Source organism: Neobacillus sp. B24, assembly GCF_055381825.1.
In genome coordinates, this window is the sequence record NZ_AP035777.1 from 2,664,332 (window position 1) to 2,690,670 (window position 26,339).

Genomic DNA, 26,339 nt, shown 5'->3' on the forward strand with positions numbered 1-26,339 from the left:
GACAACAACATGTGCCCGGCTCATTTTGTAATCTGGTTCGATTGGTATTAAGGTCATTGAAGGATTAGTTTTGGAAGCTCTCATAGTCGTAACTAGGCATTAAAAATTTAAAAATCCTGATGTTTTCTTTACTTTGTTTGGGAAACCCGCAAATGGGAACGCTCTTGGGGTATCATTTGCAGCTATTGGTTCACCGGCGAATGGGAAAGTTCTGGAATGATCAGGCGCTTTGAATTCACCGCCAAATGGGAAGGCTCTAACGTTATCCGTTTTTGTTGGTTTCTCTGATTTCCCTTTTTCCTTCACTGGTTCAGTTGAAACAGCCCCCTTTTTCTCGTTCGTTGCTGTTACAGGTTCACCTGCAAACCGGCTGGATTTCTTTGCTTGGCTAATTGGTTTCCAAACATAACTTGTGTTGTTCTTTTCTGCGACCATCTCGTTAGAGTGCTTTTCTTTTTGTGGAGCTTCTGCTTTGGCTGTGTCTTTTTGTTTTGGTGGAGTGGCATCGTGTTTGGCCTCTTGCTTCGGTTTGTCTTTCTCCTTCGGAGGTATTGGTTTTGGTTTCGCGATTTTTGGCTCTTCTTTTGCCTTATCCATTTTTGGCTCTTCTTTTTGTTTATCCATTTTTGGCTCTTCTTTTGCCTTATCCATTTTTGGCTCTTCTTTTTGTTTATCCTTTTTTGGCTCTTCTTTTGTCTTATCCATTTTTGGCTCTTCTTTTTGTTTATCCTTTTGGTTCATTTCATGCTTCTTATCAGTATTGCCTTTAGATGACTTTGATTTATCTTTATGGGAACCGGTTGAAGTATCAGCTTCACATGGCTCGCATGTTTCGGTTTTGATTGGTTTTGACCAAGATGCAGTATTGCTTTGTTGCACCACGGTCACATGCTGGTGTTTTTCAGTATCCTTGTTTTCTTGTTTTGCTTTCTTTTCAGATTTCCCTTGCTCAGTGAGATGGGTATTTGCCTGCTTGTCAGATTTATGCTCACGCTTATCGGCCGCGGCCTCTTTTTTCGTGGATTTATTGTCTTCTCTTTTCTCTGATTTGTGTTCATTCTTATCTTTTTCTGAAGCAGCTTCATCATTATGGTCCTTTTTATCCTCTGAGTTCCTGCTTTGAGTTTGAGCCTTTTCATTCTTTGCGTCCGCTTTTTCTTCTTCTTCCTTAATAAAGCCTTTTAAAATGTTCGATACATAATCCAATTTTAACAAGATTCGCTCTTCACCATTAATTAAGGTAACAAAATCAGAATCGACTTCGGCTAAGACCCCGTTAAATCTTTGTTTATGAATGCTTAAGATGCTGACCCAGGTATTTTGAAAAGATTGCAATAGCTCCATTAAGCTTTGTGTTTGTTTGAAATGAGCGTTTGATTTCTGTGTTTTAAAATCTTTGGTATTTTTTGTGATTGCTTGAATTTTGTCGATTCGATAGTAAAAAATATATTTTTTATCAGTTTCTAAAACAACATGGTCCGATTCGACGCCTAATAACTTTCCTTTATAGACTTCTTCGCCAACATAAAGATTAACGTCGAATCCTTTTAGGTGATCCAATGCTGCGGTGAATTTCTCCAATTTCATTTTTCAGCCTCCTTTAGAGATAATGGGTCGCTTCTCGGTAGGAGAAGCGACATGTTATTATTCGTTATCCTCGTCTTGGTTTTCGTTGCCATTGTTATCATTATCGTTGTCGTTATCATCATCATCTGATTTACCGGAATCTTCACCTGATCCAACGACCAATCCATAGCTGATGTTTCGAATATGCTTCATTGAAAAACGGACAACTTCTTCTTTCACAATTAATGAAGCAATGTCTTTCGTGACATCGTTTAAAACTCCTTCCAATGCTTCATGGCCGCCACGATTAATCCGAATCCATTGATATTTAATGCTTTCCAAAAGCTTAACGAAGTTTTCTGCGCTTTTGTACTCGAAATTTTTCGGAACATTGATGCCCAGTTTCATAAGGTCTTTCGAGCTTTCTGTGACACTTCTGATATGATTGGTTTTGTAATAAACCACTCCATCCTTTTTGGTAAGAAGGATAAAATAATCATCGTGAACTGCCAACAATTTACCGATTCTGGACTCAGGGCCGCCCCGATCCACCCTGATTATTTTGCCTACGTACTGCATCATAGCTTCTTTATTCATAACCCAAAGTTTCCTCCTTTTATTTAGATAAACATTTACACTGCATCTATATGTGTCATGGTGGGATGTTGTACTAATAAAGTAGCCTTTTTTTCATACTTTTGAGTAAAAATAGGCGAATGATGATAGAGTCCCACTATTGAAGTTGGAAAAGTTGCTGTGTTAAGAAACGATTTCGTTCGTTAATAAAGTTGAAGATGAATTTTTTCTCCTCATCAAGCCTATCATCGGTTGTATCGATAAACGGATCTAGGTGAATGTAGGGTTTAAGTGAATTGATCAAACTATCAATCTCTTTTTTTTGGGCATCTACAGTAAAGGTTTCCTCAAGGATGTGTGACAAAATGCCTAAATATTTCTTTTTAAAAGCTGGAAAGTGCAGTATTCGGCCAGTCAGCGTGTTAAATCCAGTGATCGGTACAAAATCAACATCATTTGGTCTGCCATGCAGGTCTCTGCCCCAGGTACCATCGTAATCCCAAGGGGTTATTTCATATAGGCCAGTTTCACTATTTTTATATAGAGCATAATTATGGATAAATCCATCAAAATTTTGCGTGCACACAACACCGGCAAGCCAGGTTAGATATTGGTCAAGATTAAGAATTTTCGGGATCTCTGCTTCAAAGTCTTCATTCTTATAGGAGTTAATCATGGCAATCCATTGCTCCAAGTGGGATAAGTCCTTTTTATTGCCATATTTCAGTGTATAACCCTCAAGCAAACTGGTTTTTACAGTATTCTCTGGGGTTAAAAGTGAAAAATTGGCGTGGTAATTGGTTGCATAAATAATGGGACCGGGTGGTAATTTCCGCTTTTGGAGTAGATATTGGTCGAACGATTCAAGCTCTAAATAAATACCCTTGCAGGATCCGTTTATATATAGGAGAACATGTCTGGAGTAGGGGGCAGTTACCCCAATTTTTTCAAAAAAATCAAGGGACAGCTTATTCCTCGATAAGGAAATGTCGCTGAATTCGGCATTAAGGTGGATTTCATGGGCTCCATCCACTACTGCTGGTTTATGAAATACGATGTGATAGGACTTTTTCTTCTTTTTTCTGATAACATTTCCCCGGTAGCACAGTCCTATTTTATAACGTTTATCACCCGCTTTTAGAATCCCGTGGACGTGGTTCTTTGTCCAAATATCTTCATCCAACTGCTTAAGTAATTTTGGATTAATCAAAATTTCGTATTTTAACATTTTTCTACCCCTAAAAGTGATAATTTCTAAATAATATGCCCGGTTCAGATGGAACGTGAGCTTTTGGGTACTTGTATAAATATCAAAAATTATATGTACGTCTATATCAAAAGACCTTTCACTGCCATAGATTAGAAATGAGCATATTACTTTTTGGAAAGTGGTGGGTTATTTGGTAATGAGGATTGACGTGGAACAGTTACTATCTGAGGCCCAGGATAATGGTGTCCTGGCATTTCTAGATAATAATCCTGTAGAGACCGTAACGATGCTTCACAAAAAAGGGAAAAAGGGAAGCAAAGGCAAGGGCTCAAAAGGCGGTAAGGGGTCTAAAGGCGGAACCAAAGGCAGCAAAGGTTCCAAAGGGGGCCATGGTTCTAAAGGCAGTGGCGGCTCCAAGGGCAGCAGCGGATCAAGTGGCAGCAGTGGCTCGAGTGGCAGCAGTGGCTCGAGTGGGAGCAGCGGATCAAGTGGCAGTTGCGGATCAAGTGGCAGCTGTGGATCAAGTGGAAGTTGTGGCTCGAGTGGCAGCTGTGGATCAAGTGGAAGTTGTGGTTCGGGCGGCAGCAGCGGCTCGAGCGGCAGCAGTGGATCGAAAGGTACTGGCGGTTCGAAAGGAAGCAAAGGGCATGGGCCAAAAGGGAAAAGAGGGCCAAAAGGGAAAAAAAGAAAAGGAAGTAAGGGTTCCAAAGGTTCCAAAGGCGGAGGCACCAAGGGCAGCAAAGGCTCAAAAGGCGGAGGTACCAAGGGCAGCAAAGGCTCAAAAGGCGGAGGCACCAAGGGCAGCAAAGGCTCAAAAGGCGGAGGCACCAAGGGCAGCAAAGGCTCAAAAGGCGGAGGTACCAAGGGCAGCAAGGGCTCAAAAGGCGGAGGTACCAAGGGCGGCAAAGGCTCAAAAGGCGGAGGTACCAAGGGCAGCAAAGGCTCAAAAGGCGGAGGTACCAAAGGAAGCAAGGGATCCAAAGGCAATAAAGGTTCGAAACACAAGAAGTAGAAAACTTTTCCTCCTGCAGTAATGGGGGGCTCATAAACCGATACTTTGAATAGTATCGGTTTATTCATTTTGTAACAAGGATAAATGTCTCTAATTTCAAAGATAGGTAAAAGCCTAATAGATTAAAAATAGGTACAAACCTAAAAGAAATTTTATAGTTTTTAGCTGATTTACCAAAAAACGAGATATTCGTTTAGGTCAAGCCATTCGTAATGCACGTACTATAAACCAAGGACAAGGAGATGAAATTTGAAAGCAAGAAGGGAGTTAAACAATTTTTATGTATCATCCAACAACGATGATCATCACAATATTTGCCTTTTTACTCACCATGATCATGATCTTTATTCGGCCTAAAAATATGAATGAGGCAATTCCAGCGACCGCAGGAGCGATTATTGTATTCCTAAGCGGCAGCGTTTCATTTACGGATTTAATCGATATTAGCTCGAAGGTTACAGGAGCAGCGATCACCATTATAGCGACGATTGTCATGGCGATTGTTTTAGAGAGTTTTGGCTTTTTTAGCTGGACCGCGGCTCTCATGTTAAAACTATCAAAGGGATCGGGGATTAGGCTATATTGGTATACCTTATTACTTTGCTTTTTCATGACGCTATTCTTTAATAACGATGGCAGTATTTTAATTACCACACCTATCTTGATTTTAATCTTAAGGCATCTGGGATTAAAAAATAGGCAAATGATTCCGTACCTGCTTAGCGGTGCCCTGATTGCTACGGCTTCGAGCGCTCCAATCGGCGTCAGTAATATCGTTAATCTTATTGCTTTAAAAATTATCGGAATGGATTTATACCTCCAAACTGAAATGATGTTTGTGCCCGGAGTAATTGGTTTGCTATTTTTATCCTATCTATTGTTTCTCGTATTCAAAAAAGACATACCTCAAACAATTCGTATCCCCAATTACTCTATTACACTGCAAAAAAGCCCCTATCATCCGCTGCAGAAAAACAATGAAAACCTGTTCAATCAGCAAAAGAAGCTAATGATCAATATGCTGATCTTTGTATTTTTTGTGAGAATCAGCCTATTTGTCGCCTCCTTCATCGGAATTTCCGTATCATTAGTCGCCGTTCTTGGTTCAATCATTCTTTTAATATGGCGCTGGATTCATTTAAAACGAAGTCCTAAGGATGTAGTCGGGAAAATCCCATGGCATATACTTGTTTTTGCCTTTGCGATGTATGTCATCATTTATGGTCTGCACAATATTGGCCTAACTGCAATGTTAATATCCCATCTAAAGCCGCTTGTTAACGATAGTTTGTTGCATGCCAGTCTGACAATGGGGATGATCACGGCATTCCTATCAAATATTTTTAACAATCATCCAGCCTTGATGGTATCAACGTTAGCCTTAACAGAAATGGGACTGGAGCCGCTTATCATGAAGACGGTTTATCTGGCCAATATTATTGGCAGCGATATTGGCTCACTTATCTTGCCAATTGGTACATTAGCTACGCTAATTTGGATGCATATTCTCAGAACGAACAAAATCATGATTTCATGGGTTGACTATATTAAAGTTACCATTATAGTCATTCCGCCAACGCTATTCTTCACGTTAATCTGTTTATACTTATGGCTCCGGCTCGTATTTGTCTAGATATTTGTCTCATAATGGTACATGCCTATGCATGTACCTCATTTTTTATCCCCCAGAGAAGCTTCAAAAACTCTCCAATAATTGTAAAAGAATCACTAGAAGCTGTCCTTAATAGCAACTATAATTGTACATACATCCCTACACCTGTCTTCGCATACAATTCAATGATGTATATTCGTGTTTTGACTAAGGGGAGAAAAGAAGTGGCACTGTTTAATAATCTTGAATTGACCAAACAACTTCAAAATCTCTATCAGCAAATCGTTGAAGAGTGTGAGAGGACGATTGCTGATTTCCCCCTAAAAAATGCCGAACCCAATCGCGATAATTTACTTGCCTTTTTATCCCTAAAAGAAAAAATAACCCCTTCGATAACGAATGAATTGGTGGAGCGGGGTTTATTCCCACTACCCCAATCTCACACCCACGTTTTATATACAATCTCGCAAATTTTAAAACTTATGACCCATCCTGGAATCCCGTCTGAAAACCTAATTTCCCCCACACCCAAGGTTGCTAGGAGCATCATAGAAGAAAGAGCAGTAGAATTACTGGGCCAAAAATGGAATCACCTGCAAGCTTCGATCATGGTCACTTTAGATGCCAAGATGGTCCACGAAGAGATGTTAATGGAACAGCTGCTACTGAATGGAATGACAATTGCCAGAATTAATTGTGCCCATAATCATGAACAAATCTGGGGAGACATCATTGGTACCTTACGTAAAGTTGAAACAAAGTTAAGGGAAGAAGGGAAATACGAGGGGCGCAGCTGTAAAATTTTTATGGACCTCGGAGGCCCAAAGGTCCGTGTGGGAAAGCTGGCCCCCGAGGAAATTTTGGTCAAAAAAGGTGATGCTCTTAAGTTATATCTCGATTCAAACCGGCTAGGGCACCCTGCAGGTGAACAGGCCCCGGCCGGGATTCCGGTGACCCTTGTAAAAGCATTTCGCAATGTTCGTTTACACCATCGGGTAGTCATTGATGACGGAAAAATTCATGGAGTTGTCCGCGAAATTTCCAGTGAATTCATTGAGGTGGAGATTCTCTCCCCAGAGCAGCCCTTTAGGGTAAAACAAGGGAAAGGTCTGAATTTACCAGACTCGCTATTAAGCTTAAATTTACCAGCGTTAATGGAAAAAGATTATCAGGATTTGGAATTTGTAAAAAAGCATGGTGATATCGTTGGAATATCCTTCGTTCACTCACCGCTAGATTTGAAAAAGTTGCGGGAGGCATTGGAAAGGCTAGGGCACTCAGATTTGGCAGTCGTAGCTAAAATTGAAACAAAAGATGCAGTGAATCAACTGGCAAGAATCATTCTCGAAGGGTTACAATTTAAAGCTTTTGGAATAATGATCGCACGAGGTGACCTAGCTGTTGAGGTTGGTCCTGAAAATCTATCAGATGTTCAGGAGGAAATTTTGAGGATTTGTTCGGCAGCATATGTTCCGGTCATTTGGGCCACTGGCGTTTTAGAAAAGTTGACAAAAAAAGGGATACCGGCCCGTGCCGAAATCACGGATGCTGCCCAAGGAAAGCGGGCAAATTGCGTCATGCTTAATAAGGGCCCGTATATTTTGGACGCACTTGTTATGTTAACCAAGCTTTTAAGAGCTGAAGAACCAGATTCTTCGAAACACGCCGAAATTACGGAGTTAACCAGACAATTTGGTGTTTTAGATGGTTATCGGAAATTGTAGCGGGTGGATTGAAGCAGTGCGACGCTGAAAATCAGGGGGCGGCTGCTCCAATAAGGGTTATTGGCGTAGTGAAGCACCGAAAATGAAGTCTGGACTACTCCAATAAATGATATTGGAGTAGTCCGGCATCAAAAATGTACTCTCAACTATGAACGTAGCAAGCCCCACCTCCCAAAAAGGCGGGGCAACTCTATTTTTTTTACCCTTTTTGGTAATATTCTTCTAAAATATCTCTCGGCACCATGCTGCCGCCAGTTGCCCAGACGATGTGTGTGGCGGAACCTGCCTTTTCAGTTAAGCCATTTCTAGTAAGATAATCGCTTCCGTTTTTAACAAGTTTCACCGGACCAAGCATCCCAGCCAACGCCGATGGCTCAAGATAGATACCCTCCGAATCTGCCAAATCCTTCAGCAGCTTAAACATCACTTCATCGCTAATTGTAAATATCCCTGATAGCAAAGGCTCCATTACTTTACCGACAAACCCCGATGGTCGTCCGACTGCCAATCCATCCGCAGCGGTTTGATTATCAATTCCGATATCCTGAACGGAAATTTGATCGTGCAGACCTGTCATCATCCCAAGCAGCATGCAAGGGGAGTGAGTAGGTTCGGCAAAGAAACAGTGAACAGTATCACCAAACATAAGCTTTAAACCAAATGCCACTCCACCAGGGCCGCCGCCGACTCCACAGGGAAGGTAAACGAACAGCGGGTGACTTTCATCGACCAACACACCCATGGACACTAATTGTTTTTTCAAACGGAAAGCCGCAACTGCATAACCCAAAAACAGGTCGCGTGAGTTCTCATCATCGACAAAATGACAATTAGGGTCGGAATCGGCTTGACGCCTGCCTTCCTCAACTGCCTTGCTGTAATCGGCCACATATTCTATCACATTAACATTTTTACTGCGCAAAAGATCTTTTTTCCACTGTTTGGCTTCCGCTGACATATGAACGGTGACGTTAAATCCCAACTTGGCGCTGATGATCCCGATACTTAAACCAAGATTACCTGTTGAACCTACAGCAATTGAATACTGAGAGAAGAAAGAGCGGAACCTTTCGCTGTCCAGAATGGTGTAATCGTCCTCTAGCGTAAGCATTTGATGCTGCAGTGCCAGATGTTCTCCATGCTTTAAGACTTCATAAATTCCGCCCCGAGCTTTAATCGAACCTGAGATGGGCAGGTGGGAGTCGAGTTTCATGTACATTTCTCCAAATATATCCTTCCGGTACCTGCTTTCTACTAATTTTTTCATAGACGGGATTTCCACCAATGGTGATTCAATGATGCCGCCAGCGGCCTGTGTTTCCTGAAATACCTTTGCAATATACGGAGCAAAGCGGACCAATCGTTGCTCGGCATCCATTACATCTTCGACCTTAAGGGGGGATTGCTCCATACCAGATTGAAAGTCTTTAAGATTCGAATTAATCCAAAACACTTCTTCTAATGAGATGAGTTTTTGCATTAAGGGGAAATGTTTATTATGTACTTTCATTTCAATACCTCCCGGACTGTGGTAAATAAAGTGTAGCATAAGGCCCGAACCTGTTCATCATAAAAAAACAGTCATGGATTTGACCCATGACTGTCATGATGAAATAACCTGCATTTTGATTACTTCATCATTATTTATTAATAGTAATATCCGCCCATGTAGCTAGCACCTACGATGATAAGCAGAATGAATAGAACAACAATGAGAGCAAAACCTGCTCCTGATCTGCCGTCGCTCATACTTTTCACCTCCAACATCTTTAATACAAGATATGAAGGGAGGGACAGCGACGTATAGACAAACATGTAATTCTAAGCCATATTTTTATGAGTTAGTTATGATCGTGACTTTCGTGATCGTGACTCTCGCTTAAACTTTCAAATTCTGGTCCAGGCGGCATAAAACCAAACGGTCCCCGCGGCGCCAATTCCGCACGATAAAATGCCACAATTTCTTCAATGCGAATCAAAATTTTGACTGGCCGACGTACCGCTCTATTTGTTAATATGATAACATCCTTACCAACCTTCAAAAGTCTTCCTTCGAAATTCCCTTGGGTAGTCACTACATGAACGTCTTCATTCAAATGATCGTGGGCAAATTCATGAAATAGCGCATCGCTCATCTTTTACCATCCTCCTCTTTAGGATAGTAAATGCAAATTATAGGAAAATGAGATTGTATTATTCATTTTTTTAAATCTTAACGGGAAATGGATTTACTAAGGTTTATAACATGACAGGCGGAATGAATACCTGGTTATTTGAAATGGAGCAATAAATCATCCTTTACTATTGAGCCCTTGGACAAGCAAAGCTTCAAGGGCTTCTCATATACTATAATACCTATGATTTTACTTGGTAATAAACGGTATGTTTGTTATAATTATTTTGAGATAAAATATCATAAAGGAATAGCATTGACATCATACCCTTATGGGTATAATATAAATCGTATCAATACGTTTTAAAGGAGGAACGGGTAGGAACATGGATTACAATGATCAAATTAAAAATAGAGTTAAGCGAATTGAGGGTCAGCTTCGAGGAATTTTGAGAATGATGGAAGAAGATAAAGAATGTAAAGATGTAATTACCCAGCTTTCAGCCGCAAGAACTGCCATTGACCGGACGATAGGAGTAATTGTAAGTTCCAATTTAGTCAATTGCGTTCAAAAAGCAGAGGAAAAGGGCGAAAACATGGAAGATTTAGTTAAAGAGGCCGTCAATTTATTAGTAAAAAGCCGATAAAAAAGGGGTGATGCCCTCTTTTATTTTTTTTTTTTATAATACCCTTGTGGGTACTAGTTGTGTTTGGCTGTACCTGCAGGGGTATAAAAATTTTAGGAGGATTTCCATGGAATACGTGAGATATCTTATTATTGCTCTGTTCCTTTATTTTATCATCAAGAGAGTATTGCCAACAAAAGGAGTTACCAACATAACAACAACTCAATTAAAATCTATTATACAAGATAAAAATATACAATTTGTTGATGTGCGTACTCCTGCAGAATTTAAAGGTAACCATATCCGAGGGTTCAAGAACATTCCGCTTCACCAGCTAGGACAAAAAGCTGAGAAAGAACTTTCAAAGCAAAAAGACGTAGTTGTGATTTGTCAAAGTGGAATGAGAAGCCAAAAGGCAAGTAAGGTACTGAAGAACCTAGGTTACAATGTGACGAACGTAAGAGGTGGTATGAGCACCTGGAATTAATGTGAACTAAGCATGACTTATTGATAGTCATGCTTAATTTTTTTGAATTCAAGGTAAAAATATGACAGAAAAAAATGTGGGTTGAAATGACAAACTGGAGGTAGGAAAATAATAACACCAAAACCTTCGGTTGATTTTGGCGTTATTATTTCTATTAAGAAACCTGAGTACTTTCAATATATGTTTCCAACGCAGGATGGTATTCTTTTTGGTAATGGCTTTCCGGACAAGTTTTGATGATCGTTGCCTTGAAGAAATTTGATTTTTTTGTCTCTAATACTTTATTACAAAAAGGACATTTATCAGTAAAAAGGCGGTTTATCAGGCTCATTTTCCAAGCTCCCTTCTTCATTGAAAGTTAACCTAAAACCCTTAATTCTTATATATATACTAGGAATTATATGTGGTTTATTCATTTTTTTCAATAGAAAATTACATATTATGGTTAGGCAAGTTTTTAATATAAAATATGAAAAGAATAAAGATTGGTGAATATTCATTTTTGTGGGGATTCGTTCGTTAAGAAAGAAAGGATTTCGAGTACTCGGATACACCTTTACAATATTAATACCTTTATTAAAATTAGTAAGTGTGCCTGAGACAACAATAAAAAGTGTTGACACCTGCAAGATTTTTAATTAACATTATACCCGTAGGGGTAATTGAATTAAAAATTTTTTAAAAAATAATAATACCTATACACGTATTGGTTTAATTAAAACATACAATTCAGGAGGTAACAAAATGACAGAAACAAAGAAAACAACGATTATCTTATTTAGCGGTGATTATGATAAAGCAATGGCAGCCTATATTATTGCAAATGGTGCAGCCGCTTATGATCATGAGGTTACGATTTTTCACACCTTTTGGGGATTGAATGCATTAAGAAAGGATGAAAATATTCCTGTTAAAAAAGGGTTTATGGAAAAAATGTTTGCAAAAATGATGCCAAAAGGCGCGGATAGAATGGGTCTGTCTAAAATGAACTTTGCCGGAATGGGTCCCAAAATGATTAAGGGAGTCATCAAGAAGCATAATGCGATGACACTTCCTCAATTAATTGAAATGGCTCAAGAGCAGGAAGTTAAATTAGTAGCATGTACCATGACAATGGATTTATTAGGATTGCAAAAAGAAGAACTATTGGAAAATATTGAGTATGCAGGTGTTGCTGCTTATTTGGCGGATGCACAAGACGGCAATGTCAACCTGTTTATCTAACACTGACAGGGGGTTACCCCCCTATATATAAATGGCGGTGGTGATGCCGTCTGGAAGGGAATGTAGATTAAAAATTTTTATTAAAAAACATACCTATAGTGGTATATAACTGGAGGTTATACAATGGAAAACATAAAGGCAAACGTTATACTTGATGCAAAAGGATTGGCATGCCCAATGCCAATTGTTAAAACAAAAAAGGCAATGAAGGATTTGGAAGCGGGTCTTGTGTTGGAGGTGCAAGCAACTGACAAAGGTTCAAAGTCCGATATGAAGGCATGGGCAGAAAGTACAGGGCATCAATATTTAGGTACCCTGGAGGAAGGGCAAGTTTTAAAGCACTACTTACGAAAGTCCACCCAAGATGAGACATTGGAAAACAAGCATCCACATGTTATTACCAATGAAGAGCTTGAAGCTAAGCTGGAAGCTAATGAAAATATTCTTGTTCTTGATGTGAGGGAAACAGCAGAGTATACGTTTAACCACATTCCAAATGCCATTAGCATTCCATTGGGTGAGCTGGAAAAGCGAATTGAGGAATTGAACCAAGAAGATCAGATCGCTATCGTATGCCGGACAGGGAACCGCAGTGACATGGCTGCACAAAGGCTGGCAGAGAAGGGTTTCGCCAATGTTGTAAATGTCATCCCAGGCATGAGTAAATGGTCTGGAAAAACAACTGGAATTTAAAGAAATAACATCGGGCTGTTATCGCTATTGTAATGAGACAAATTTTTTTGAAATAAAATATACTCTGGGGGGTAATTTCACATGACTATGAGAGCCATGACTTCAAAAGAAGTAACACAAAAGATTTTTAATAAACAAGAATTATTTATTCTGGATGTCCGAAATGAAGGAGACTTTAAAGATTGGAAAATCGAGGGGGAAAACTTCGGACACCTTAATATCCCGTACTTTGAATTGCTTGATGGCGTAGAGGAGATTCTTCATAAAATTCCGCATGATAAGGAAATTCTGGTTGTCTGTGCAAAAGAAGGTTCATCAGTCATGGTGGCGGAGATGTTGTCTGATGCCGGACTCAATGTTTCATACCTTGAAGGCGGCATGAAGGAATGGAGTGAGCACCTGGAACCTGTTAAGGTAGGGGATTTAAAGGATGGCAGCGAACTATACCAATTTGTCCGCATCGGGAAAGGTTGTCTTTCCTATATGGTTGTTTCAAACGGAGAAGCGGCTATTATCGATGCCACTCGCATGACAGATGTGTACCTTGAATTTGCCAATAAAATCGGAGCAACCATCACTCATGTATTTGATACACATTTACACGCAGACCATATTTCCGGCGGCAGAAAAATAGCCGAGAACACCGGCGCCACTTATTGGCTGCCACCTAAGGATGCAACCGAAGTCACGTTTGCCTATCTGCCTTTAGAAGACGGGAATGACGTGGAGATTGGTTCAGTTAAAATCAACATTCACGCTCTATATTCTCCGGGTCATACAATTGGGTCTACTTCTTTTATAGTGGATGAGAAGTACTTGCTTTCAGGTGACATCTTATTCATTGACTCAATTGGCAGACCAGATTTGGCCGGTTTGGCTCAAGATTGGGTCGGAGATTTGCGTGAAAGTTTATATAAACGTTACAGAGAGCTTTCCGAGGAATTAATCGTCCTTCCAGCGCACTTTATGATTATTGAAGAGTTGAACGAAGACGGCAGCGTATCTGAAAAGCTTGGCACATTGTTTGCCAAAAACCACGGCTTAAATATTGAAGACGAAAATGAATTCCGTAAACTTGTGACGGAAAATCTCCCGCCGCAGCCAAATGCCTATCAGGAAATTCGCGAAACAAATATGGGTAAATTAGCGCCAGATGAAGATAAACAACGTGAAATGGAAATTGGACCAAATCGCTGTGCAGTTCGCTAAATTGCTATTTAGGAGGAAAATGAAATGGAAGTAAATAAAATTTTGGATGCAAAAGGGCTGGCTTGCCCGATGCCCATCGTAAAAACAAGAAAAGCAATAAATAAAATGGAATCAGGTCAAATCCTAGAAATCCATGCAACTGATAAAGGGGCAAAAAATGACCTTGCCGCATGGGCAAAATCAGGTGGACATGAACTAGTGAAACATGAAGAAGAAAATGGTATATTAAAGTTCTGGATAAAAAAAGGATGATTAACCGTGAGGGGACCGGTTTGGGTTCCCTTATTTTAGGGAGTGGAACACCATGGATTTTGGTTTTATCATAACGATTCTCATAATTGGATTTATTGGTTCTTTTATTTCAGGGATGCTGGGTATTGGTGGTGCTATTATTAATTTCCCCATGCTGCTGTATATTCCTGCACTAGTCGGAGTAGCCCATTTTACAGCGCATGAAGTTTCCGGCATTACAGCCATCCAAGTATTCTTTTCTACTATTGGTGGCATTTATGTATACCGTAAAGGTGGGTTTTTAAATAAAAAGCTGATTGCCTACATGGGAGGCAGCGTTTTACTTGGTAGTTTGATTGGCGGATATAGCTCCACCAACATGCCGGAAAGCGGAATTAATATTGTATATGGGGTTTTGGCATTAATTGCTGCGATTATGATGGTTATCCCCAAAAAAGGACTGGATGATATTCCTCTGGAACAAGTGAACTTTAATAAATGGCTCGCAGCATCGTTATCCTTCATTGTAGGAATCGGCGCAGGGATTGTCGGGGCTGGCGGGGCATTTCTGTTAATTCCTATTATGCTTTCACTGTTAAAAATTCCTACAAGAATGACAATTGCATCTTCCTTAGCGATCACCCTCATATCGTCTATCGGTTCTGTTACCGGAAAAATCACAACGGGGCAGATTCCCTTACTACCATCCATCATTCTGGTTATCGTCAGTTTGATAGCTTCTCCACTCGGAGCATCTGCCGGCAAAAGGATTAATACAAAGCTTCTGCAAATTGTGATGGGAATATTGATTGTAGCTGTTGCAATAAAGACTTGGCTGGAAATCTTATAAGGGCATTGTTAGCCCTTTTTTAATTTTCAGTCATATCTTTTTTCTCTTTATACCCCTTATAGTATAATGAGTGAAAATAAAACTTTTTGGGGGCTTCATGGGTATAATAAATCCCATAAGAAGAAAGAGGGGTCATAATGGTAAAGGCTACACAGGCTGCGATATCAAAAATCACAGAAGAAGTACAAGATGTCATTAATGAAGGGAAGAAGCCATTTATCCGTTTGGAAATGGGAATTGGCTGAGGGGGTCCACAGCTTCGTCTGACTCTGGAAGAGTCAGCTTTAAAAAATGATGAAATCACTGAAATCGAGGGAATTCAATTTCTGGTGAATGACCGCGATCAAGTATATTTTCAAGATGCAAAAATTGATTACGTCCGAAGTATCATGGGCGGTGGACAGTTTAAAGTTCTTCGCGTTTAAAAAAGAGGCTGATGGGCCTCTTTTTTTATGCAAACTTTCGCATACTAAGAAAGAGGTGAAAGAAATGACCCTGGTACGACTAGGCTATGTAGCCATGAGTATGGAATTGGCAAATGCATCTCCATCCAAAACTATGACATTTGCCCAATTCCAAAAAATTACTGACCGCGACGCAGCCCTTCATAAATTAGAAAGGATTGCCCAGCAAAATTTACATAACACACTTCGACTCATGAGACATAATGTTGCTTCTGAAATTCATTTTTACCGGTTAACTTCACGACTTATCCCTCTGGCAAATCATGAGGAGCTTCTTGATTGGGACTATATGAAGCCGCAAAAGTCTGCATTAAGTGAACTAGGCGATTATATAAAAGAACACAATATTAGGGTTGATTTTCATCCAGATCATTTTGTTTTAATAAATTCGATGCAGCCTGAGATATTAAAAAATTCCCTCAAGACGTTAAAGCTGCATTATTTATTATTAAAAGGGATGGGAATCGATTCTAAACATCGTTGTGTCATGCATGTTGGCGGCAACTATAAAGAGACGGAAACATCACTGGAACGGTTCATCGAAAACTGGATGGTCGTCCCGAGGTCGATTCAAAAAATGATAATACTCGAAAATGACGATACTTCTTTCACCTTGGACGACACCCTTTATTTATGTGAAAAACTTGAGATTCCACTCGTGTTCGATTATCACCATCATCTGGCCCATCACGAAAATCCAAATTGGGAGGAGAATTGGGAACGAGTTGTCGGGACATGGAAGCATTCACCGCTGCCAATAAAAATGCATATCTCCAGTCCCCGAAGCGAGAAAGAGTTTCGGCATCATTCGGATTATGTAGATGTAGATATGTTTTTAAAATTTTTAAAAGAAATTAAGGGAAGTGTCCCGCAAATTGACTGCATGATTGAAGCCAAGAAAAAGGATGAGGCACTCTTCAGATTAATGGAGGAGATAAAGGAGAGAGGTGGCGTTGAAATTGTTGACGGTTCATCGTTTCTTTTAAAATCATAATTCTGCTTCTGAAAGCAAACAATAGTGGGGTAATGTTGGTATTAATAAAATTGCGGGGGTACGATTATGGCTAATCGACAAGCAAACCGAAATCAGCAGCAAAAAGGGAAAAACTCAGAAGGTTCGGGGACACAGTATCATAAAGAACATGCCGGAAATGTTCCGGGGTATGGTAATAATCCTGCTGAACAAACGAGAAAGTAATAAAAAGTGAAGGACCGCCACAAAATGGCGGTCCTACTTCTTGTAATCATAGTACCTCAACGTCTCAACTTTTGATGTTGGGACTTCCTCGGTCACATTCCCATTTTCATCTTTGTAAATTTCATACTCCTGATACGTTTCCACAATATAACCGTCTTCTTTTTTGCGTTTGACTAGCTTTTCAACTAACTCTGGCCCTTCATCCTCGGGCTCCACCGCAACTGGCTCCACCGCCGCCGGCTGGTCAGCAACGTATACCAAGTCTTTATTCAGCACTGAAAATGGCGATTGAAGATAAGCGAGCAAGCCTAAGGTAAGCAACAGAGAAATTCCGAAAAAAAGATTTTTTGAGTTCATGAGTTCCGTGGCTCCTTTTTATATGAATCCTCGTAACCCATTTTATGCATGTCCTAAAAACATATGACAACCCATCTTAAATGTTTGGTTGCTTTGCCTTTGAGCGAAAACCTAGGAAGAGGACGAACGCAACAATTGTAAGAATGACACCAGATATATACGGAAGTCCAATTGTGATTGAAAACAGCCAGCCGCCAAGTACAGGCCCAATGATACGGCCTAACGAATCAAATGATGATAAGAGGCCAGTGGTACTTCCATGACCTGAAGTAGAAATCTTTGTTAATAAGGAAGATACGCTTGGGCGGATGACCCCATTGCCAATCCCAAAAATGGTAAGATAAATCGCTGCTGTCGTGAAATTATTAACGAGCAGGATTAAGCCGAAGCCAATTGCCGAGACAATCATGCCGCCCTGAATAACGGCACTTTCCCCGTATTTCTTTGTCCAGCGGCCGACTAAACCGCCCTGGACCATCGCTCCTGCAAAGCCCATAATCATAAAAATATATCCAAGCTGGGTTGAACCTAACCCGGCTTTATCGGCAGCAAAATAAGCAAAAGTTGCTTCAAGTCCAGACAAAGATAAAGATATAAACAATTGAACGAAAAACAACATCGAAACATCAGGGGTAAATGCTTTCCAAACGGATTGCTGTTGGGTAGTTTCCCCTTTGTTCTGTTTTGATTCTTTTAAAATAAACGCAACTAGGATCAACGTAATCAGTGAAGAGGCACCTGCAAGATAGAACGGCATACTTAAGCTATGTTTTGAAAAAATCCCACCGACCGCAGGTCCAAATACAAATCCAAGCCCAACAGCAGCTCCGACAATCCCCATTCCTTTTCCGCGATTCTCTTCAGTAGTGATGTCAGCAACATAAGCCATGGCGGTTGGCATATTGGCCGAAGACAGGATACCGCCGATGATCCTAGCGGCAAACAGCATCCAAAGTTGTGTTGATATGGCCTGGATAAAAAATGATAATGCCAGGCCGGCAATTCCAATCATCATCACCGGTTTACGTCCGATTTTATCGGACAAACGGCCCCACATTGGTGCGAAAATCAGCTGCATTAATGAGTAGACAGCCATTAATAGCCCGAGTTGTGTCGGATTTGCCCCCATATCCTCCGCATAAAATGGCAGGACCGGGATAATAATTCCGAATCCAATCATGACAAGAAACATGACTAAGAATAAAATTGGTAAAGCAGATTTTGCCTGCAAGGATGTTCACTCCTAAAACTTTATATAAGTTCAAATTTAGTCCAATAACAATTATCACCTAGCTTGGCAAGATAATGCAACCTGCAATTCCTAAATCTTTGTTGCAACCTTGCGAAAATGTAAGGTTAAGCGTCGAAATCGTAAGGATTCATAATGGAAAAGCATCCGCAATTTTTCTATGATAAAACTAAGCAATAATGAGAAATGGGGATGAACCAAATGGAAATCATTTTAGAAGCAAAGGGAGTAAGTAAAGTTTTTGGCGGGAAAAGAAATCAATTTTCTGCCCTTCACGATATTGACCTAAATATTGCGAAAGGGGAATTCGTCGGGGTCATGGGGCCGTCTGGTGCAGGCAAATCAACATTACTTAATGTTTTGTCCACCATTGAAAGCCCGACAACGGGGAAAATCCAGTTTGATGGAGCGGAACTTACAAGTTTGAAGGAGCGGCAATTGACGGAGTTCCGTCGCGACAAGATGGGGTTTATTTTTCAAGATTATAATCTGTTGGATACGTTAAGTGTTGAAGAAAATATTATGCTGCCGCTGGCATTCACGAACATGGCGCCAGAACAAATCAAACAAAGAGTCAAGGAATTAGCGAAGCAGTTCGGGATTGAAGCGATGCTTGAAAAATACCCATATGAAATTTCAGGCGGGCAGCAGCAGCGAACGGCAGTCTGCCGAGCGCTTGCAGGTAATCCAAGGCTGTTGTTTGCGGATGAACCAACCGGAGCACTGGATTCAAAGTCGGCGTACCAGCTATTGGAAACCTTATCGAAGCTTAATCAGGAAATGCAAGCGACCATTTTGATGGTAACACACGACCCTTATGCGGCTAGTTTTTGTTCGAAAATAATTTTCATAAAAGATGGCAGCCTTTTCACTGAAATTCGCAAGGGAGAACAGTCAAGGAAGCAATTGTTTCAACAAATTCTAAATATCCTTTCGACTATTGGAGGCGGGCAGTATGACGTTATATAGTCTCGCTAGGAAAAATATTATCAAGAACATCCGCCAATACATGCTATACCTGTATTCCATGGTGATCAGCATCGCGATTTATTTTACGTTTGTCTCTTTGCAGTACAATCAGCAATTGCAAGATTCTACTGTTACTCTTGGAAAAATTGAATCGGCCTTTTTTGCGGCATCTGTCATTCTCGTTGTTTTTGCGACGATTTTCATTTGGTATTCCAATTCTTTTTTTACGAAAACACGTAAAAAGGAAGTTGGGTTGTACGCCCTGTTTGGAATGAGCAAGAAAAAGATTGGCACCCTGCTTTTTTACGAAAATATCATTATTGGCGTGATTGCCTTGATTATCGGAATCGGACTAGGGATCCTATTTTCAAAGCTGTTTATGATGGTAATTTTTAAAATAATGGGCTTTTCACTTGAAGTTACATTCACCATGTCAAGCATGGCTTTCCTGCAGACCATCGTTGTGTTTGTGCTTATTATCCTTATCACTTCAGTTCACAGCTACCGGCTGATATACCGCTTTTCCCTGTCCGGGCTGTTTAAAGCGGAGAGAAAAGGGGAGAGGCTGGCGAAAGGGTCGCCAATTACCGGGATGTTGGCCCTGCTGTTGATGGGTTCTGCTTATTTATTATTCTTGAATCCTGATGGTCTCGCATTAATTAATAATGGCGGCCTGCGCATTTTAGCCGCAACCGGCTTATTAATAATCGGATCTTATTTATTTATGAACTCCCTTGTCACTATCCTGTTAAAGGTGATTCGAAAGGTTCCGCCGATTTTTTTCCAAGGGAAGAACCTGCTCAGTGTCACAAATCTGCTATACAGATTTAAAGGTAATGTGTTAATTTTGACGGTTATTTCACTATTAAGCAGTGTCACGCTGTTTGCCTGTACCACTACGTTAGGCTTTTATTTTCAACTAGATCATATTTCCAAATTGCATAATCCATATTCGTATATGTTTGATCTGAAGGATGAGAAAGCGACAGGGGAAGCAGTACAATTATTGAAACAAAATACGGAAGGCGAACTGTTTTATTCTTATCAGCTTCAATACTTGCCAGTTAAAGCGGATGTTTCAGAAATCCAAAGGGTTCCCGATTTCTTTCAGACAATGCTGATTTCGGAATCATCATTTCAACAGCTCATGAAGCTAAGAGGAGAGAACGAGCCGGTAGATTTAAGAAAAGATGAAGCCATTGCCTTTTATGACGGGAATTTAGATGTGAAATCCAACCCGTTTACCGGAAAAACGCTGACACTGTCAGAAGGAGAGTATTTAAAAATTGCTGAATATAAGTCTTATGCGTTTTTAAACCAGGGAAATATGCTTTTCCCGCTTGTGGTGAGCGACGAGCTCTATCAAGAGGTAAGCAGTAAGATTTCACCTGAAAAATTAGAAATATATAAATTTGCGAATGAGAAAGAGTTGAGCAAGCTTGATGGTGAAATAACACAAATCGTTAAGCCGTTGATCCACCGGGATAATGGTACTATATATTCAAGTTTTTATGAGCAATACCATTATGGCATGGAGACATATGGCCTGATGATTTTTATTGGCGGTTTTCTGGGGCTAGTGTTTCTGGCTGCTACAGGGAGCATGATTTACTTTAAACAGTTGATGGAAGCTGTGTCTGACAAGCCGCGTTATCAGATATTGAAGAAGATTGGCATTCCTGAAAAAGAGGTTAAGAGGTCGGTTGCGAGACAGGTTTGGTTTGTCTTCTTCTTGCCGCTGCTACTTGCTGTTTGCAATAGTGCATTAATCACATACACTTTGGGGGAGTTTATCCAAATCTCCATGCTCGTTCCTTTTGCCATTTGTTTGGCGGTTTATCTATTGATTTATGCTAGCTACTTTGTGCTTACAAATTTCAGTTACTTAAGAATAATAAAACCAAGCTCATAATGTGTTGAGCTTGGTTATTTAGAATTGGTGAAGATAATCATTCCGAACTGGGAAATGGATTGTCGCAGTTGTTCCATGACCTAGGGTAGACGCTATGGAAATTGTGTGACCCAATTTATCGGCCGTTTTCTTTGCTAAATACAGTCCCATTCCGGTTGACCGTTGGTGCGTACGGCCGTTTTTGCCGGTAAATCCTTTGTCAAACACACGGGTGAGGTCTTCTTCCGGTATCCCGATGCCATTATCAATGATCTGTAGTTCTCTTGCTTTTGGATTGACAGTAATGGTAATTTCGCCGTGTTCATCGGTATACTTTAGTGAGTTAGTCAACAGCTGCCGAATCAAATAGGTTAGTCCCTTTTTATCGCTTAAAATGATGGACGATTTAAGGTTTAATGTGAGTTTAATTTTTTTCGCGATAAATGGTTTCATTTCAGCCTTGACGATTTCCTTGATTATTTTCTCAATTTCTATTTCTTGGATGATATAATCCTTGTTAAACTCATGAAGCCTGGTAAAGTACAGTGCTTGTTCTACATAGCCCTCGATTTTATCGATTTCGTCTTTTAAACTTTGAGACACGATTTCCGTTTCGAGCAGGAGGCGGCTGACTGAAATGGGTGTTTTAATTTCGTGAAACCACTGAGTCATAAACTCAAGCTGCTCTTTTGATGTTTGGTTTTGTTCTTGGATTGTATCAAGATAGTGGTCCTGTAAATTTTTCAGTGCTTTTACATACACCTCTTGTTCATAGGTCGCGGCTGCAGGAAGTGGTTGAACTGTTGTCCACTTTTTTAGCTGATTATTTTTTAAAAAATATCCTCCGATAAAAAAGGAAGCATATATAATGGACGAGATGAAAATTAAATATATTAAACTGCTGCCAGTAACAGTTAGTTTGGGGTCCACACTTACTAGAATGGTAATGAAAAGAAGAACAAAGAAGTAGGTAACCAACTGCCATTTTTGGTCCGCGATATAGTGTTTGAATTTCATGGGATGATATATCCTTGTCTTTTTTTGGTTTCAATATACTGCGGATGACCCAATTCCTCTAATTTCCGGCGCAGCCGGGCAATATTGACTGTCAGGGTATTGTCGTCAATAAAATTCTCGCTTTCCCATAGCGCCTGCATAAGTTCATCGCGTGAGATGATTGTTTCTCTCTTTTTTAATAGAAGGTATAGGATTTGGAATTCGTTTTTCGTTAAATCCATTTCAGTTTCCCGATAGGCAATGGTTCCTTTGCTGATATTCAGGATTAAGCCTTTATGCTCAAGGAAATCATGAGCCTCCTGCTGATAGGTGTACGTTCTCCTTAAGATTGCATTCATCTTTGCCATCAAAACCTCAAGCGAGAAAGGTTTCTGGATAAAATCATCACCGCCCATGTTCATGGCCATCACAATGTCCATGTTTTGGTCGCGCGATGAGATAAATATAATTGGCACATTGGAAAGCTGGCGGAATTTGCCGCACCAGTAGAAGCCGTCATAGACTGGGAGATTGATATCCAAAAGCACCAGGTGTGGCTTAATGGATAGGAATTGCTTGTCCAGGTTTTCAAAATCACTTGCTTCATAGGCGTCAAACTTCCATTTCGTCAGCTGCTCAGAAATGATACAACTAATTTTAGCATCATCTTCAATGATCATTATTTTGTACATTGGATCACCATTTTTTATTATTTGTTTCTATTATACTGTTTATCTATTGAATAGGAAAATTTTAGTTTTATAGGAAAAAAGTCGGAAATATATATTCTAAATTTTGTATAAATTTGCTATGATTACACTGCTTAGTTAGTTGCTATATATATAGGGGATGAGGTTATGAAAAAGTGGGAAAAACAGATTGATCCAAACAATAAGTATGGCGGTGCGTTTATTCTCGGTGACCGAAACGTGGTGTTACCGCCAACGGCAGTGGTATCGGTTACAAGAGGGGAACAGTTTAATATTCCACGGCTGATCATCAATGGCTTTTTAAATCAAATGATCATGAAGGCGATGAGTAAGAACGAAAATTTACTTTACGCCGAGTTAAGGGGGCAATTGGAGGGAGGAATTGGCCAAACGATGACAGTTTGGAAGGCGGGGAAGGAGATGAACTCCTTCCGTACCGGCGGGTTTCACAATTTTGCCCGAAAATTCTTCAGCTGGGTATTTTATAGCGGCAAGGTGCAATCCTACTTTTTGACGTGGAAGGCAAATGAACACATCCCAAGTTACGACGAGGCATTAGAAATTGTTACCACTTACGGCCGGCATTTTGATGGGGGTAAACTGGTTCGGAAGGCATCACAGCCTCCTAACGATTTTTCTGACCAGAAACCAGGTTGAATCCACCTAGGTGGCTATTGGCGTAGTAATATGCAAGAAAAGAAGCGTCCACTGCGCCAATAAAGGTTATTGAAGCAGTGATGGGCGAAAAGAGAGGGCGCCACTACGCCAATAAAGGTTATTGAAGCAGTGATAGGCAAAAAAAGAGGGTGCCACTACGCCAATAAGAGTTATTGGAACAGTACCGGACTGAAAAAGCGTCCCCAACTACGCCAATAAAAATTCGCCTGCAGATAAAGTTACCTTTACTACTTTAATTTAAAAAACTCGGCCACCAATCACATATATGGCGGTCGAGTTTCATTTAAACTAAAAGCTATTTCACCGCTTTGCGCGTGCTTTCCGAGGCAAAGTCGGCGATAATGACTAAAATCATATAACAAAGAATTAACAATGTAATATCCGTATATTGGAAAAAGCTCATCGCCAGCTTAAATTCCATTCCCAAGCCGCCGGCACCAACGAAACCAACAACAATCGTGGTTCTCATGATAACTTCCCAGCGGTACAAAATATAGGTAAGGAATCGCGGCATGACAATTGGAAGAATGCCGTAAAAGAACGTTTCAATTTTGGATGCACCTGCGGAAGCTAGATTCCGTATCGGCCGTGGATCCATATCTTCAATCACCTCGGCCCACAGCTTTCCAAGTATCCCAAAATTATGGAGCGCAAGAGCGATCGCACCCGGCAGAAGGCCAGGTTTAAAAATAAAGATAATCATCATTGCCCAGACTAGTTCCGGCACAGATCGAGAAAAAATATAGACAATCCGAACAATCCCAAACAAAATCCAGTTATACCATTTCTTCGAACCAGTCAGGCTGCCGTTGGCAATATTACCGGCGGCGGGCAATACAGTCAAAAACGCCGCAATTGTAGAAAATCCAATGGCCATTATACTCATTTCCAGCGTTTCATAAGTCAGCTTTACAGCAGACGACCATTTTCCGGTATCAAAGAAGGCTGGATTTTGCTCATTGATGCCTACAAGGCCACCGAAAAACTTCCCGGCAAATTCGATGTTGCGATCAGAGAATAACTCCACAAAATTTGCTTTTTCCCCAATCGTAATAAACATCCAGGAACCACCCGTAAGCAACAGTGCCGCTAAAACATTACTCCAGCCAGAAATGAGGCCTGCTTTGCGTTTCCGAGCATTCAACCCACGTCTAACAAGATGACTCCAGCCATCGACTAATACAACTATAGCAATGAGGAAAAATACATAAGTCCAAACTTGGTCATAGTTCAAATCTGCAAGTGAAAGCTGGATTTGATAGCCGAGTCCGCCAAGACCAACAAAGCTCATGATGGCTGACGAACGGATGGCACATTCAAACCGATACATTGTATAGCTGATCAAATCAGCCCATACTAATGGCAAATAACCGTAAATCAATGTTTGCAAACGAGAAGCACCGGCCGATTTTAACGCTTTGATTGGAGCTTCCGGGGCATCATTTAACATATCGGCAAAAATTCGGCCAAGGATTCCGCCATATGGGATTGCCAGCGCAAAAATGGCTGCATAAGGCGAGAAGCCGATCGCGGCCACAAACAACCAGGCCCAAACTAGTTCATGAATTGATCTGGTAAAACCTAATATACCTCTGAAAAAGATTTTGGAAACCAGTCTCGAGGTTCTGCTTGAGGTTAACGTGCCCGAGGCGAGTACTCCGAAGATAAACGCATAAATAATTGCAAGTGACATACCAGCAACAGCATAAGCAAGCGTAATCCAGGCAGCCTGCAGTCCTGCCGACAAAATGTCAGGCGATAAATCAGGATGAACTAAGCCTTCCAGTATTTGCAGCATCGTTGGGATACCGCCGGCATGGACCAATTCTTTCCCGGTCCATTTAACGGAGAACAGACTCCAAACAAACGCTGCACCCAACAGCAAACTTAATAGAAATCGTTTATGCAGTTTAATGGAAGAAGCCAGTTTATTCATGTTTGAACTGCTCCTTAAAGTGATAGAGTTCCTCAAGCAGTTCATCTGTCACTTTTTCTGTTGGCAAATCGAAGATAAGCTCGCCATTTTTCAAGGCGATAATTCTTGAAAAATACTTGCGGGCATACTCAACAGAGTGGAGACTGGCAATCAACGTTTGCTTTTCTTCTGAAACCAGTTTTGTCAGCATCGCCAACACGTCATCGGCTCGTGCCGGGTCAAGCGAAGCAACCGGTTCATCTGCTAAAATAATCTCCGGCTTCTGTACCAGTAACCGTGCCATCGCCACCCGCTGCTGCTCGCCGCCGGAGAGGGTGGAGGTGATTTCAAAAGCTTTATCACCGAGACCTACCCGTTTCAACGCGTTTATTGCCGTATCTTTCTCCCGCGGCACTAGTAACGAGATTAACGATTTCACCGTATTCCATTCCACCAATTTTCCGGCGAGTACATTATGAATAACCGCGAGGGGACCGATTAAATCAAATTGCTGCCGGATGACACCGATTTTTTTTGCAAAAGCTTTACTTTTTTTATAAAAAGGAAGAGGCTGTCCGTCGATTAGTAACTCACCGGTTTCAAGTGGAACAAGGCGGGCAATTGTGTTTAAGAGTGTCGTTTTTCCGGCACCGCTCGGTCCGATTAATGCGACCAATTCTCCTTGTTTTATGGTAAAAGAAAGGGAAGATAAGGCTACCTTCCGCTCAAAGTGTTTCGATACATTTTTTACGTCAATCATATTTTTTGCCGTCATGTGT

The 26,339-nt window shown here is 40.7% G+C and carries 27 protein-coding genes; 15 read left to right on the forward strand and 12 right to left on the reverse strand.

Translation table 11 applies throughout. The features are described from left to right. Nucleotides 1–99 precede the first annotated feature (99 nt). From ACZ43M_RS13185 to ACZ43M_RS13195, 3 genes are all read right to left on the reverse strand, one after another. Complete coding sequence (locus ACZ43M_RS13185; RefSeq protein ID WP_464507862.1) at nt 100–1,587, reverse strand: hypothetical protein; 1,488 nt, start codon at nt 1,585–1,587, stop codon at nt 100–102. A gap of 57 nt (nt 1,588–1,644) precedes the next feature. After that, a complete protein-coding gene (locus ACZ43M_RS13190) occupies nt 1,645–2,163 on the reverse strand; it encodes a hypothetical protein (RefSeq protein ID WP_464507864.1) in 519 nt (172 codons plus the stop codon). Between the two features lie 136 nt (nt 2,164–2,299). Then, a complete protein-coding gene (locus ACZ43M_RS13195) occupies nt 2,300–3,370 on the reverse strand; it encodes a CotH kinase family protein (RefSeq protein WP_464507865.1) in 1,071 nt (356 codons plus the stop codon). 371 nt (nt 3,371–3,741) lie between these two features. Between ACZ43M_RS13195 and ACZ43M_RS13200 the strand changes: the two genes are divergently transcribed. The 3 genes from ACZ43M_RS13200 to ACZ43M_RS13210 all read left to right on the forward strand — a co-directional run bounded on the left by ACZ43M_RS13200 (nt 3,742) and on the right by ACZ43M_RS13210 (nt 7,700). Then, on the forward strand, nt 3,742–4,386 hold the full coding sequence (locus tag ACZ43M_RS13200; protein ID WP_464507866.1) for a hypothetical protein: 645 nt from the start codon (nt 3,742–3,744) through the stop codon (nt 4,384–4,386). A 258-nt stretch (nt 4,387–4,644) separates the two neighbouring features. Further along, nucleotides 4,645–5,997 carry an arsenic transporter gene (locus tag ACZ43M_RS13205; RefSeq protein ID WP_464507867.1) on the forward strand — a complete coding sequence of 451 codons (1,353 nt, stop codon included), beginning with the start codon at nt 4,645–4,647 and terminating at the stop codon, nt 5,995–5,997. 203 nt (nt 5,998–6,200) lie between these two features. Next, nucleotides 6,201–7,700, forward strand: a complete 1,500-nt coding sequence (locus ACZ43M_RS13210) for a pyruvate kinase (protein WP_464507868.1) — start codon at nt 6,201–6,203, stop codon at nt 7,698–7,700. A 199-nt stretch (nt 7,701–7,899) separates the two neighbouring features. On the opposite strand, the gene ACZ43M_RS13215 is transcribed toward ACZ43M_RS13210, so the two are convergent. From ACZ43M_RS13215 to ACZ43M_RS13225, 3 genes are all read right to left on the reverse strand, one after another. Further along, the gene (locus tag ACZ43M_RS13215) at nt 7,900–9,210 is read right to left on the reverse strand and encodes a D-serine ammonia-lyase (RefSeq protein ID WP_464507869.1); all 1,311 of its coding nucleotides are present in this window, start codon (nt 9,208–9,210) and stop codon (nt 7,900–7,902) included. A 137-nt stretch (nt 9,211–9,347) separates the two neighbouring features. Continuing rightward, nucleotides 9,348–9,449, reverse strand: a complete 102-nt coding sequence (locus tag ACZ43M_RS13220; RefSeq protein WP_464507870.1) for a YjcZ family sporulation protein — start codon at nt 9,447–9,449, stop codon at nt 9,348–9,350. A gap of 92 nt (nt 9,450–9,541) precedes the next feature. After that, the gene (locus ACZ43M_RS13225) at nt 9,542–9,835 is read right to left on the reverse strand and encodes a hypothetical protein (protein ID WP_464507871.1); all 294 of its coding nucleotides are present in this window, start codon (nt 9,833–9,835) and stop codon (nt 9,542–9,544) included. Between the two features lie 364 nt (nt 9,836–10,199). Here ACZ43M_RS13225 and ACZ43M_RS13230 point away from each other — a divergent pair, with 364 nt between their 5' ends. The 9 genes from ACZ43M_RS13230 (at nt 10,200) to ACZ43M_RS13270 (ending at nt 16,795) form a co-directional block, all read left to right on the forward strand. Then, the gene (locus ACZ43M_RS13230) at nt 10,200–10,460 is read left to right on the forward strand and encodes a metal-sensitive transcriptional regulator (RefSeq protein WP_464507872.1); all 261 of its coding nucleotides are present in this window, start codon (nt 10,200–10,202) and stop codon (nt 10,458–10,460) included. Nucleotides 10,461–10,566: 106 nt separating this feature from the next. Continuing rightward, complete coding sequence (locus ACZ43M_RS13235) at nt 10,567–10,926, forward strand: rhodanese-like domain-containing protein (RefSeq protein WP_464507873.1); 360 nt, start codon at nt 10,567–10,569, stop codon at nt 10,924–10,926. 744 nt (nt 10,927–11,670) lie between these two features. Continuing rightward, nucleotides 11,671–12,150: a DsrE/DsrF/DrsH-like family protein gene (locus tag ACZ43M_RS13240; RefSeq protein ID WP_464507874.1), complete on the forward strand. Its 480-nt coding sequence runs from the start codon at nt 11,671–11,673 to the stop codon at nt 12,148–12,150. A 123-nt stretch (nt 12,151–12,273) separates the two neighbouring features. Then, on the forward strand, nt 12,274–12,843 hold the full coding sequence (locus ACZ43M_RS13245) for a sulfurtransferase TusA family protein (protein WP_464507875.1): 570 nt from the start codon (nt 12,274–12,276) through the stop codon (nt 12,841–12,843). 81 nt (nt 12,844–12,924) lie between these two features. Then, a complete protein-coding gene (locus ACZ43M_RS13250) occupies nt 12,925–14,052 on the forward strand; it encodes an MBL fold metallo-hydrolase (protein ID WP_464507876.1) in 1,128 nt (375 codons plus the stop codon). A 24-nt stretch (nt 14,053–14,076) separates the two neighbouring features. Continuing rightward, nucleotides 14,077–14,304 (forward strand): sulfurtransferase TusA family protein, encoded by a 228-nt coding sequence (locus ACZ43M_RS13255; protein WP_464507877.1) that lies wholly within the window; start codon nt 14,077–14,079, stop codon nt 14,302–14,304. Nucleotides 14,305–14,356: 52 nt separating this feature from the next. Then, entirely contained in the window at nt 14,357–15,133 is a 777-nt protein-coding gene (locus ACZ43M_RS13260) for a sulfite exporter TauE/SafE family protein (protein WP_464507878.1), read from the forward strand. Nucleotides 15,134–15,622: 489 nt separating this feature from the next. Continuing rightward, nucleotides 15,623–16,591: a UV DNA damage repair endonuclease UvsE gene (gene uvsE / locus ACZ43M_RS13265; protein WP_464507879.1), complete on the forward strand. Its 969-nt coding sequence runs from the start codon at nt 15,623–15,625 to the stop codon at nt 16,589–16,591. A gap of 66 nt (nt 16,592–16,657) precedes the next feature. Continuing rightward, nucleotides 16,658–16,795, forward strand: a complete 138-nt coding sequence (locus ACZ43M_RS13270; RefSeq protein WP_464507880.1) for a hypothetical protein — start codon at nt 16,658–16,660, stop codon at nt 16,793–16,795. A 33-nt stretch (nt 16,796–16,828) separates the two neighbouring features. Here the strand turns inward: ACZ43M_RS13270 and ACZ43M_RS13275 are convergent, their stop codons facing one another. Together ACZ43M_RS13275 and ACZ43M_RS13280 are read right to left on the reverse strand one after the other, a co-directional pair. Next, complete coding sequence (locus ACZ43M_RS13275; protein WP_464507881.1) at nt 16,829–17,152, reverse strand: hypothetical protein; 324 nt, start codon at nt 17,150–17,152, stop codon at nt 16,829–16,831. A 76-nt stretch (nt 17,153–17,228) separates the two neighbouring features. Further along, nucleotides 17,229–18,383: an MFS transporter gene (locus ACZ43M_RS13280; RefSeq protein WP_464507882.1), complete on the reverse strand. Its 1,155-nt coding sequence runs from the start codon at nt 18,381–18,383 to the stop codon at nt 17,229–17,231. A 219-nt stretch (nt 18,384–18,602) separates the two neighbouring features. On the opposite strand from ACZ43M_RS13280, the gene ACZ43M_RS13285 reads away from it, so the two are divergent. Both ACZ43M_RS13285 and ACZ43M_RS13290 read left to right on the forward strand, forming a co-directional pair. Then, on the forward strand, nt 18,603–19,370 hold the full coding sequence (locus ACZ43M_RS13285) for an ABC transporter ATP-binding protein (RefSeq protein WP_464507883.1): 768 nt from the start codon (nt 18,603–18,605) through the stop codon (nt 19,368–19,370). Continuing rightward, on the forward strand, nt 19,357–21,282 hold the full coding sequence (locus ACZ43M_RS13290) for an ABC transporter permease (RefSeq protein WP_464507884.1): 1,926 nt from the start codon (nt 19,357–19,359) through the stop codon (nt 21,280–21,282). The genes ACZ43M_RS13285 and ACZ43M_RS13290 overlap by 14 nt, the downstream gene beginning before the upstream one ends. A gap of 18 nt (nt 21,283–21,300) precedes the next feature. Here the strand turns inward: ACZ43M_RS13290 and ACZ43M_RS13295 are convergent, their stop codons facing one another. Further along, nucleotides 21,301–22,278: a sensor histidine kinase gene (locus ACZ43M_RS13295; protein ID WP_464507885.1), complete on the reverse strand. Its 978-nt coding sequence runs from the start codon at nt 22,276–22,278 to the stop codon at nt 21,301–21,303. Continuing rightward, a complete protein-coding gene (locus ACZ43M_RS13300) occupies nt 22,275–22,949 on the reverse strand; it encodes a response regulator transcription factor (protein WP_464507886.1) in 675 nt (224 codons plus the stop codon). The genes ACZ43M_RS13295 and ACZ43M_RS13300 overlap by 4 nt, the downstream gene beginning before the upstream one ends. 165 nt (nt 22,950–23,114) lie before the next feature. Between ACZ43M_RS13300 and ACZ43M_RS13305 the strand changes: the two genes are divergently transcribed. Next, entirely contained in the window at nt 23,115–23,624 is a 510-nt protein-coding gene (locus ACZ43M_RS13305) for a hypothetical protein (protein WP_464507887.1), read from the forward strand. Between the two features lie 316 nt (nt 23,625–23,940). Here the strand turns inward: ACZ43M_RS13305 and ACZ43M_RS13310 are convergent, their stop codons facing one another. Together ACZ43M_RS13310 and ACZ43M_RS13315 are read right to left on the reverse strand one after the other, a co-directional pair. After that, nucleotides 23,941–25,581 (reverse strand): PhnE/PtxC family ABC transporter permease, encoded by a 1,641-nt coding sequence (locus ACZ43M_RS13310; protein ID WP_464507888.1) that lies wholly within the window; start codon nt 25,579–25,581, stop codon nt 23,941–23,943. Further along, the gene (locus ACZ43M_RS13315) at nt 25,574–26,335 is read right to left on the reverse strand and encodes a phosphonate ABC transporter ATP-binding protein (protein ID WP_464507889.1); all 762 of its coding nucleotides are present in this window, start codon (nt 26,333–26,335) and stop codon (nt 25,574–25,576) included. Before ACZ43M_RS13315 ends, ACZ43M_RS13310 begins: the two co-directional genes overlap by 8 nt. Between the last annotated feature and the right edge of the window lie 4 nt (nt 26,336–26,339).

Coding starts and splice junctions, on each gene's coding strand:
- ACZ43M_RS13185 (WP_464507862.1), bottom strand. CDS start 1,587: ATGAAATTGGAGAAATTCACCGCAGCATTGGATCACCTAAAAGGATTC.
- ACZ43M_RS13190 (WP_464507864.1), bottom strand. CDS start 2,163: ATGAATAAAGAAGCTATGATGCAGTACGTAGGCAAAATAATCAGGGTG.
- ACZ43M_RS13195 (WP_464507865.1), bottom strand. CDS start 3,370: ATGTTAAAATACGAAATTTTGATTAATCCAAAATTACTTAAGCAGTTG.
- ACZ43M_RS13200 (WP_464507866.1), top strand. CDS start 3,742: ATGGTTCTAAAGGCAGTGGCGGCTCCAAGGGCAGCAGCGGATCAAGTG.
- ACZ43M_RS13205 (WP_464507867.1), top strand. CDS start 4,645: ATGTATCATCCAACAACGATGATCATCACAATATTTGCCTTTTTACTC.
- ACZ43M_RS13215 (WP_464507869.1), bottom strand. CDS start 9,210: ATGAAAGTACATAATAAACATTTCCCCTTAATGCAAAAACTCATCTCA.
- ACZ43M_RS13220 (WP_464507870.1), bottom strand. CDS start 9,449: ATGAGCGACGGCAGATCAGGAGCAGGTTTTGCTCTCATTGTTGTTCTA.
- ACZ43M_RS13225 (WP_464507871.1), bottom strand. CDS start 9,835: ATGAGCGATGCGCTATTTCATGAATTTGCCCACGATCATTTGAATGAA.
- ACZ43M_RS13230 (WP_464507872.1), top strand. CDS start 10,200: ATGGATTACAATGATCAAATTAAAAATAGAGTTAAGCGAATTGAGGGT.
- ACZ43M_RS13235 (WP_464507873.1), top strand. CDS start 10,567: ATGGAATACGTGAGATATCTTATTATTGCTCTGTTCCTTTATTTTATC.
- ACZ43M_RS13240 (WP_464507874.1), top strand. CDS start 11,671: ATGACAGAAACAAAGAAAACAACGATTATCTTATTTAGCGGTGATTAT.
- ACZ43M_RS13245 (WP_464507875.1), top strand. CDS start 12,274: ATGGAAAACATAAAGGCAAACGTTATACTTGATGCAAAAGGATTGGCA.
- ACZ43M_RS13250 (WP_464507876.1), top strand. CDS start 12,925: ATGACTATGAGAGCCATGACTTCAAAAGAAGTAACACAAAAGATTTTT.
- ACZ43M_RS13255 (WP_464507877.1), top strand. CDS start 14,077: ATGGAAGTAAATAAAATTTTGGATGCAAAAGGGCTGGCTTGCCCGATG.
- ACZ43M_RS13260 (WP_464507878.1), top strand. CDS start 14,357: ATGGATTTTGGTTTTATCATAACGATTCTCATAATTGGATTTATTGGT.
- uvsE (WP_464507879.1), top strand. CDS start 15,623: ATGACCCTGGTACGACTAGGCTATGTAGCCATGAGTATGGAATTGGCA.
- ACZ43M_RS13270 (WP_464507880.1), top strand. CDS start 16,658: ATGGCTAATCGACAAGCAAACCGAAATCAGCAGCAAAAAGGGAAAAAC.
- ACZ43M_RS13275 (WP_464507881.1), bottom strand. CDS start 17,152: ATGAACTCAAAAAATCTTTTTTTCGGAATTTCTCTGTTGCTTACCTTA.
- ACZ43M_RS13285 (WP_464507883.1), top strand. CDS start 18,603: ATGGAAATCATTTTAGAAGCAAAGGGAGTAAGTAAAGTTTTTGGCGGG.
- ACZ43M_RS13290 (WP_464507884.1), top strand. CDS start 19,357: ATGACGTTATATAGTCTCGCTAGGAAAAATATTATCAAGAACATCCGC.
- ACZ43M_RS13295 (WP_464507885.1), bottom strand. CDS start 22,278: ATGAAATTCAAACACTATATCGCGGACCAAAAATGGCAGTTGGTTACC.
- ACZ43M_RS13300 (WP_464507886.1), bottom strand. CDS start 22,949: ATGTACAAAATAATGATCATTGAAGATGATGCTAAAATTAGTTGTATC.
- ACZ43M_RS13305 (WP_464507887.1), top strand. CDS start 23,115: ATGAAAAAGTGGGAAAAACAGATTGATCCAAACAATAAGTATGGCGGT.
- ACZ43M_RS13310 (WP_464507888.1), bottom strand. CDS start 25,581: ATGAATAAACTGGCTTCTTCCATTAAACTGCATAAACGATTTCTATTA.
- ACZ43M_RS13315 (WP_464507889.1), bottom strand. CDS start 26,335: ATGACGGCAAAAAATATGATTGACGTAAAAAATGTATCGAAACACTTT.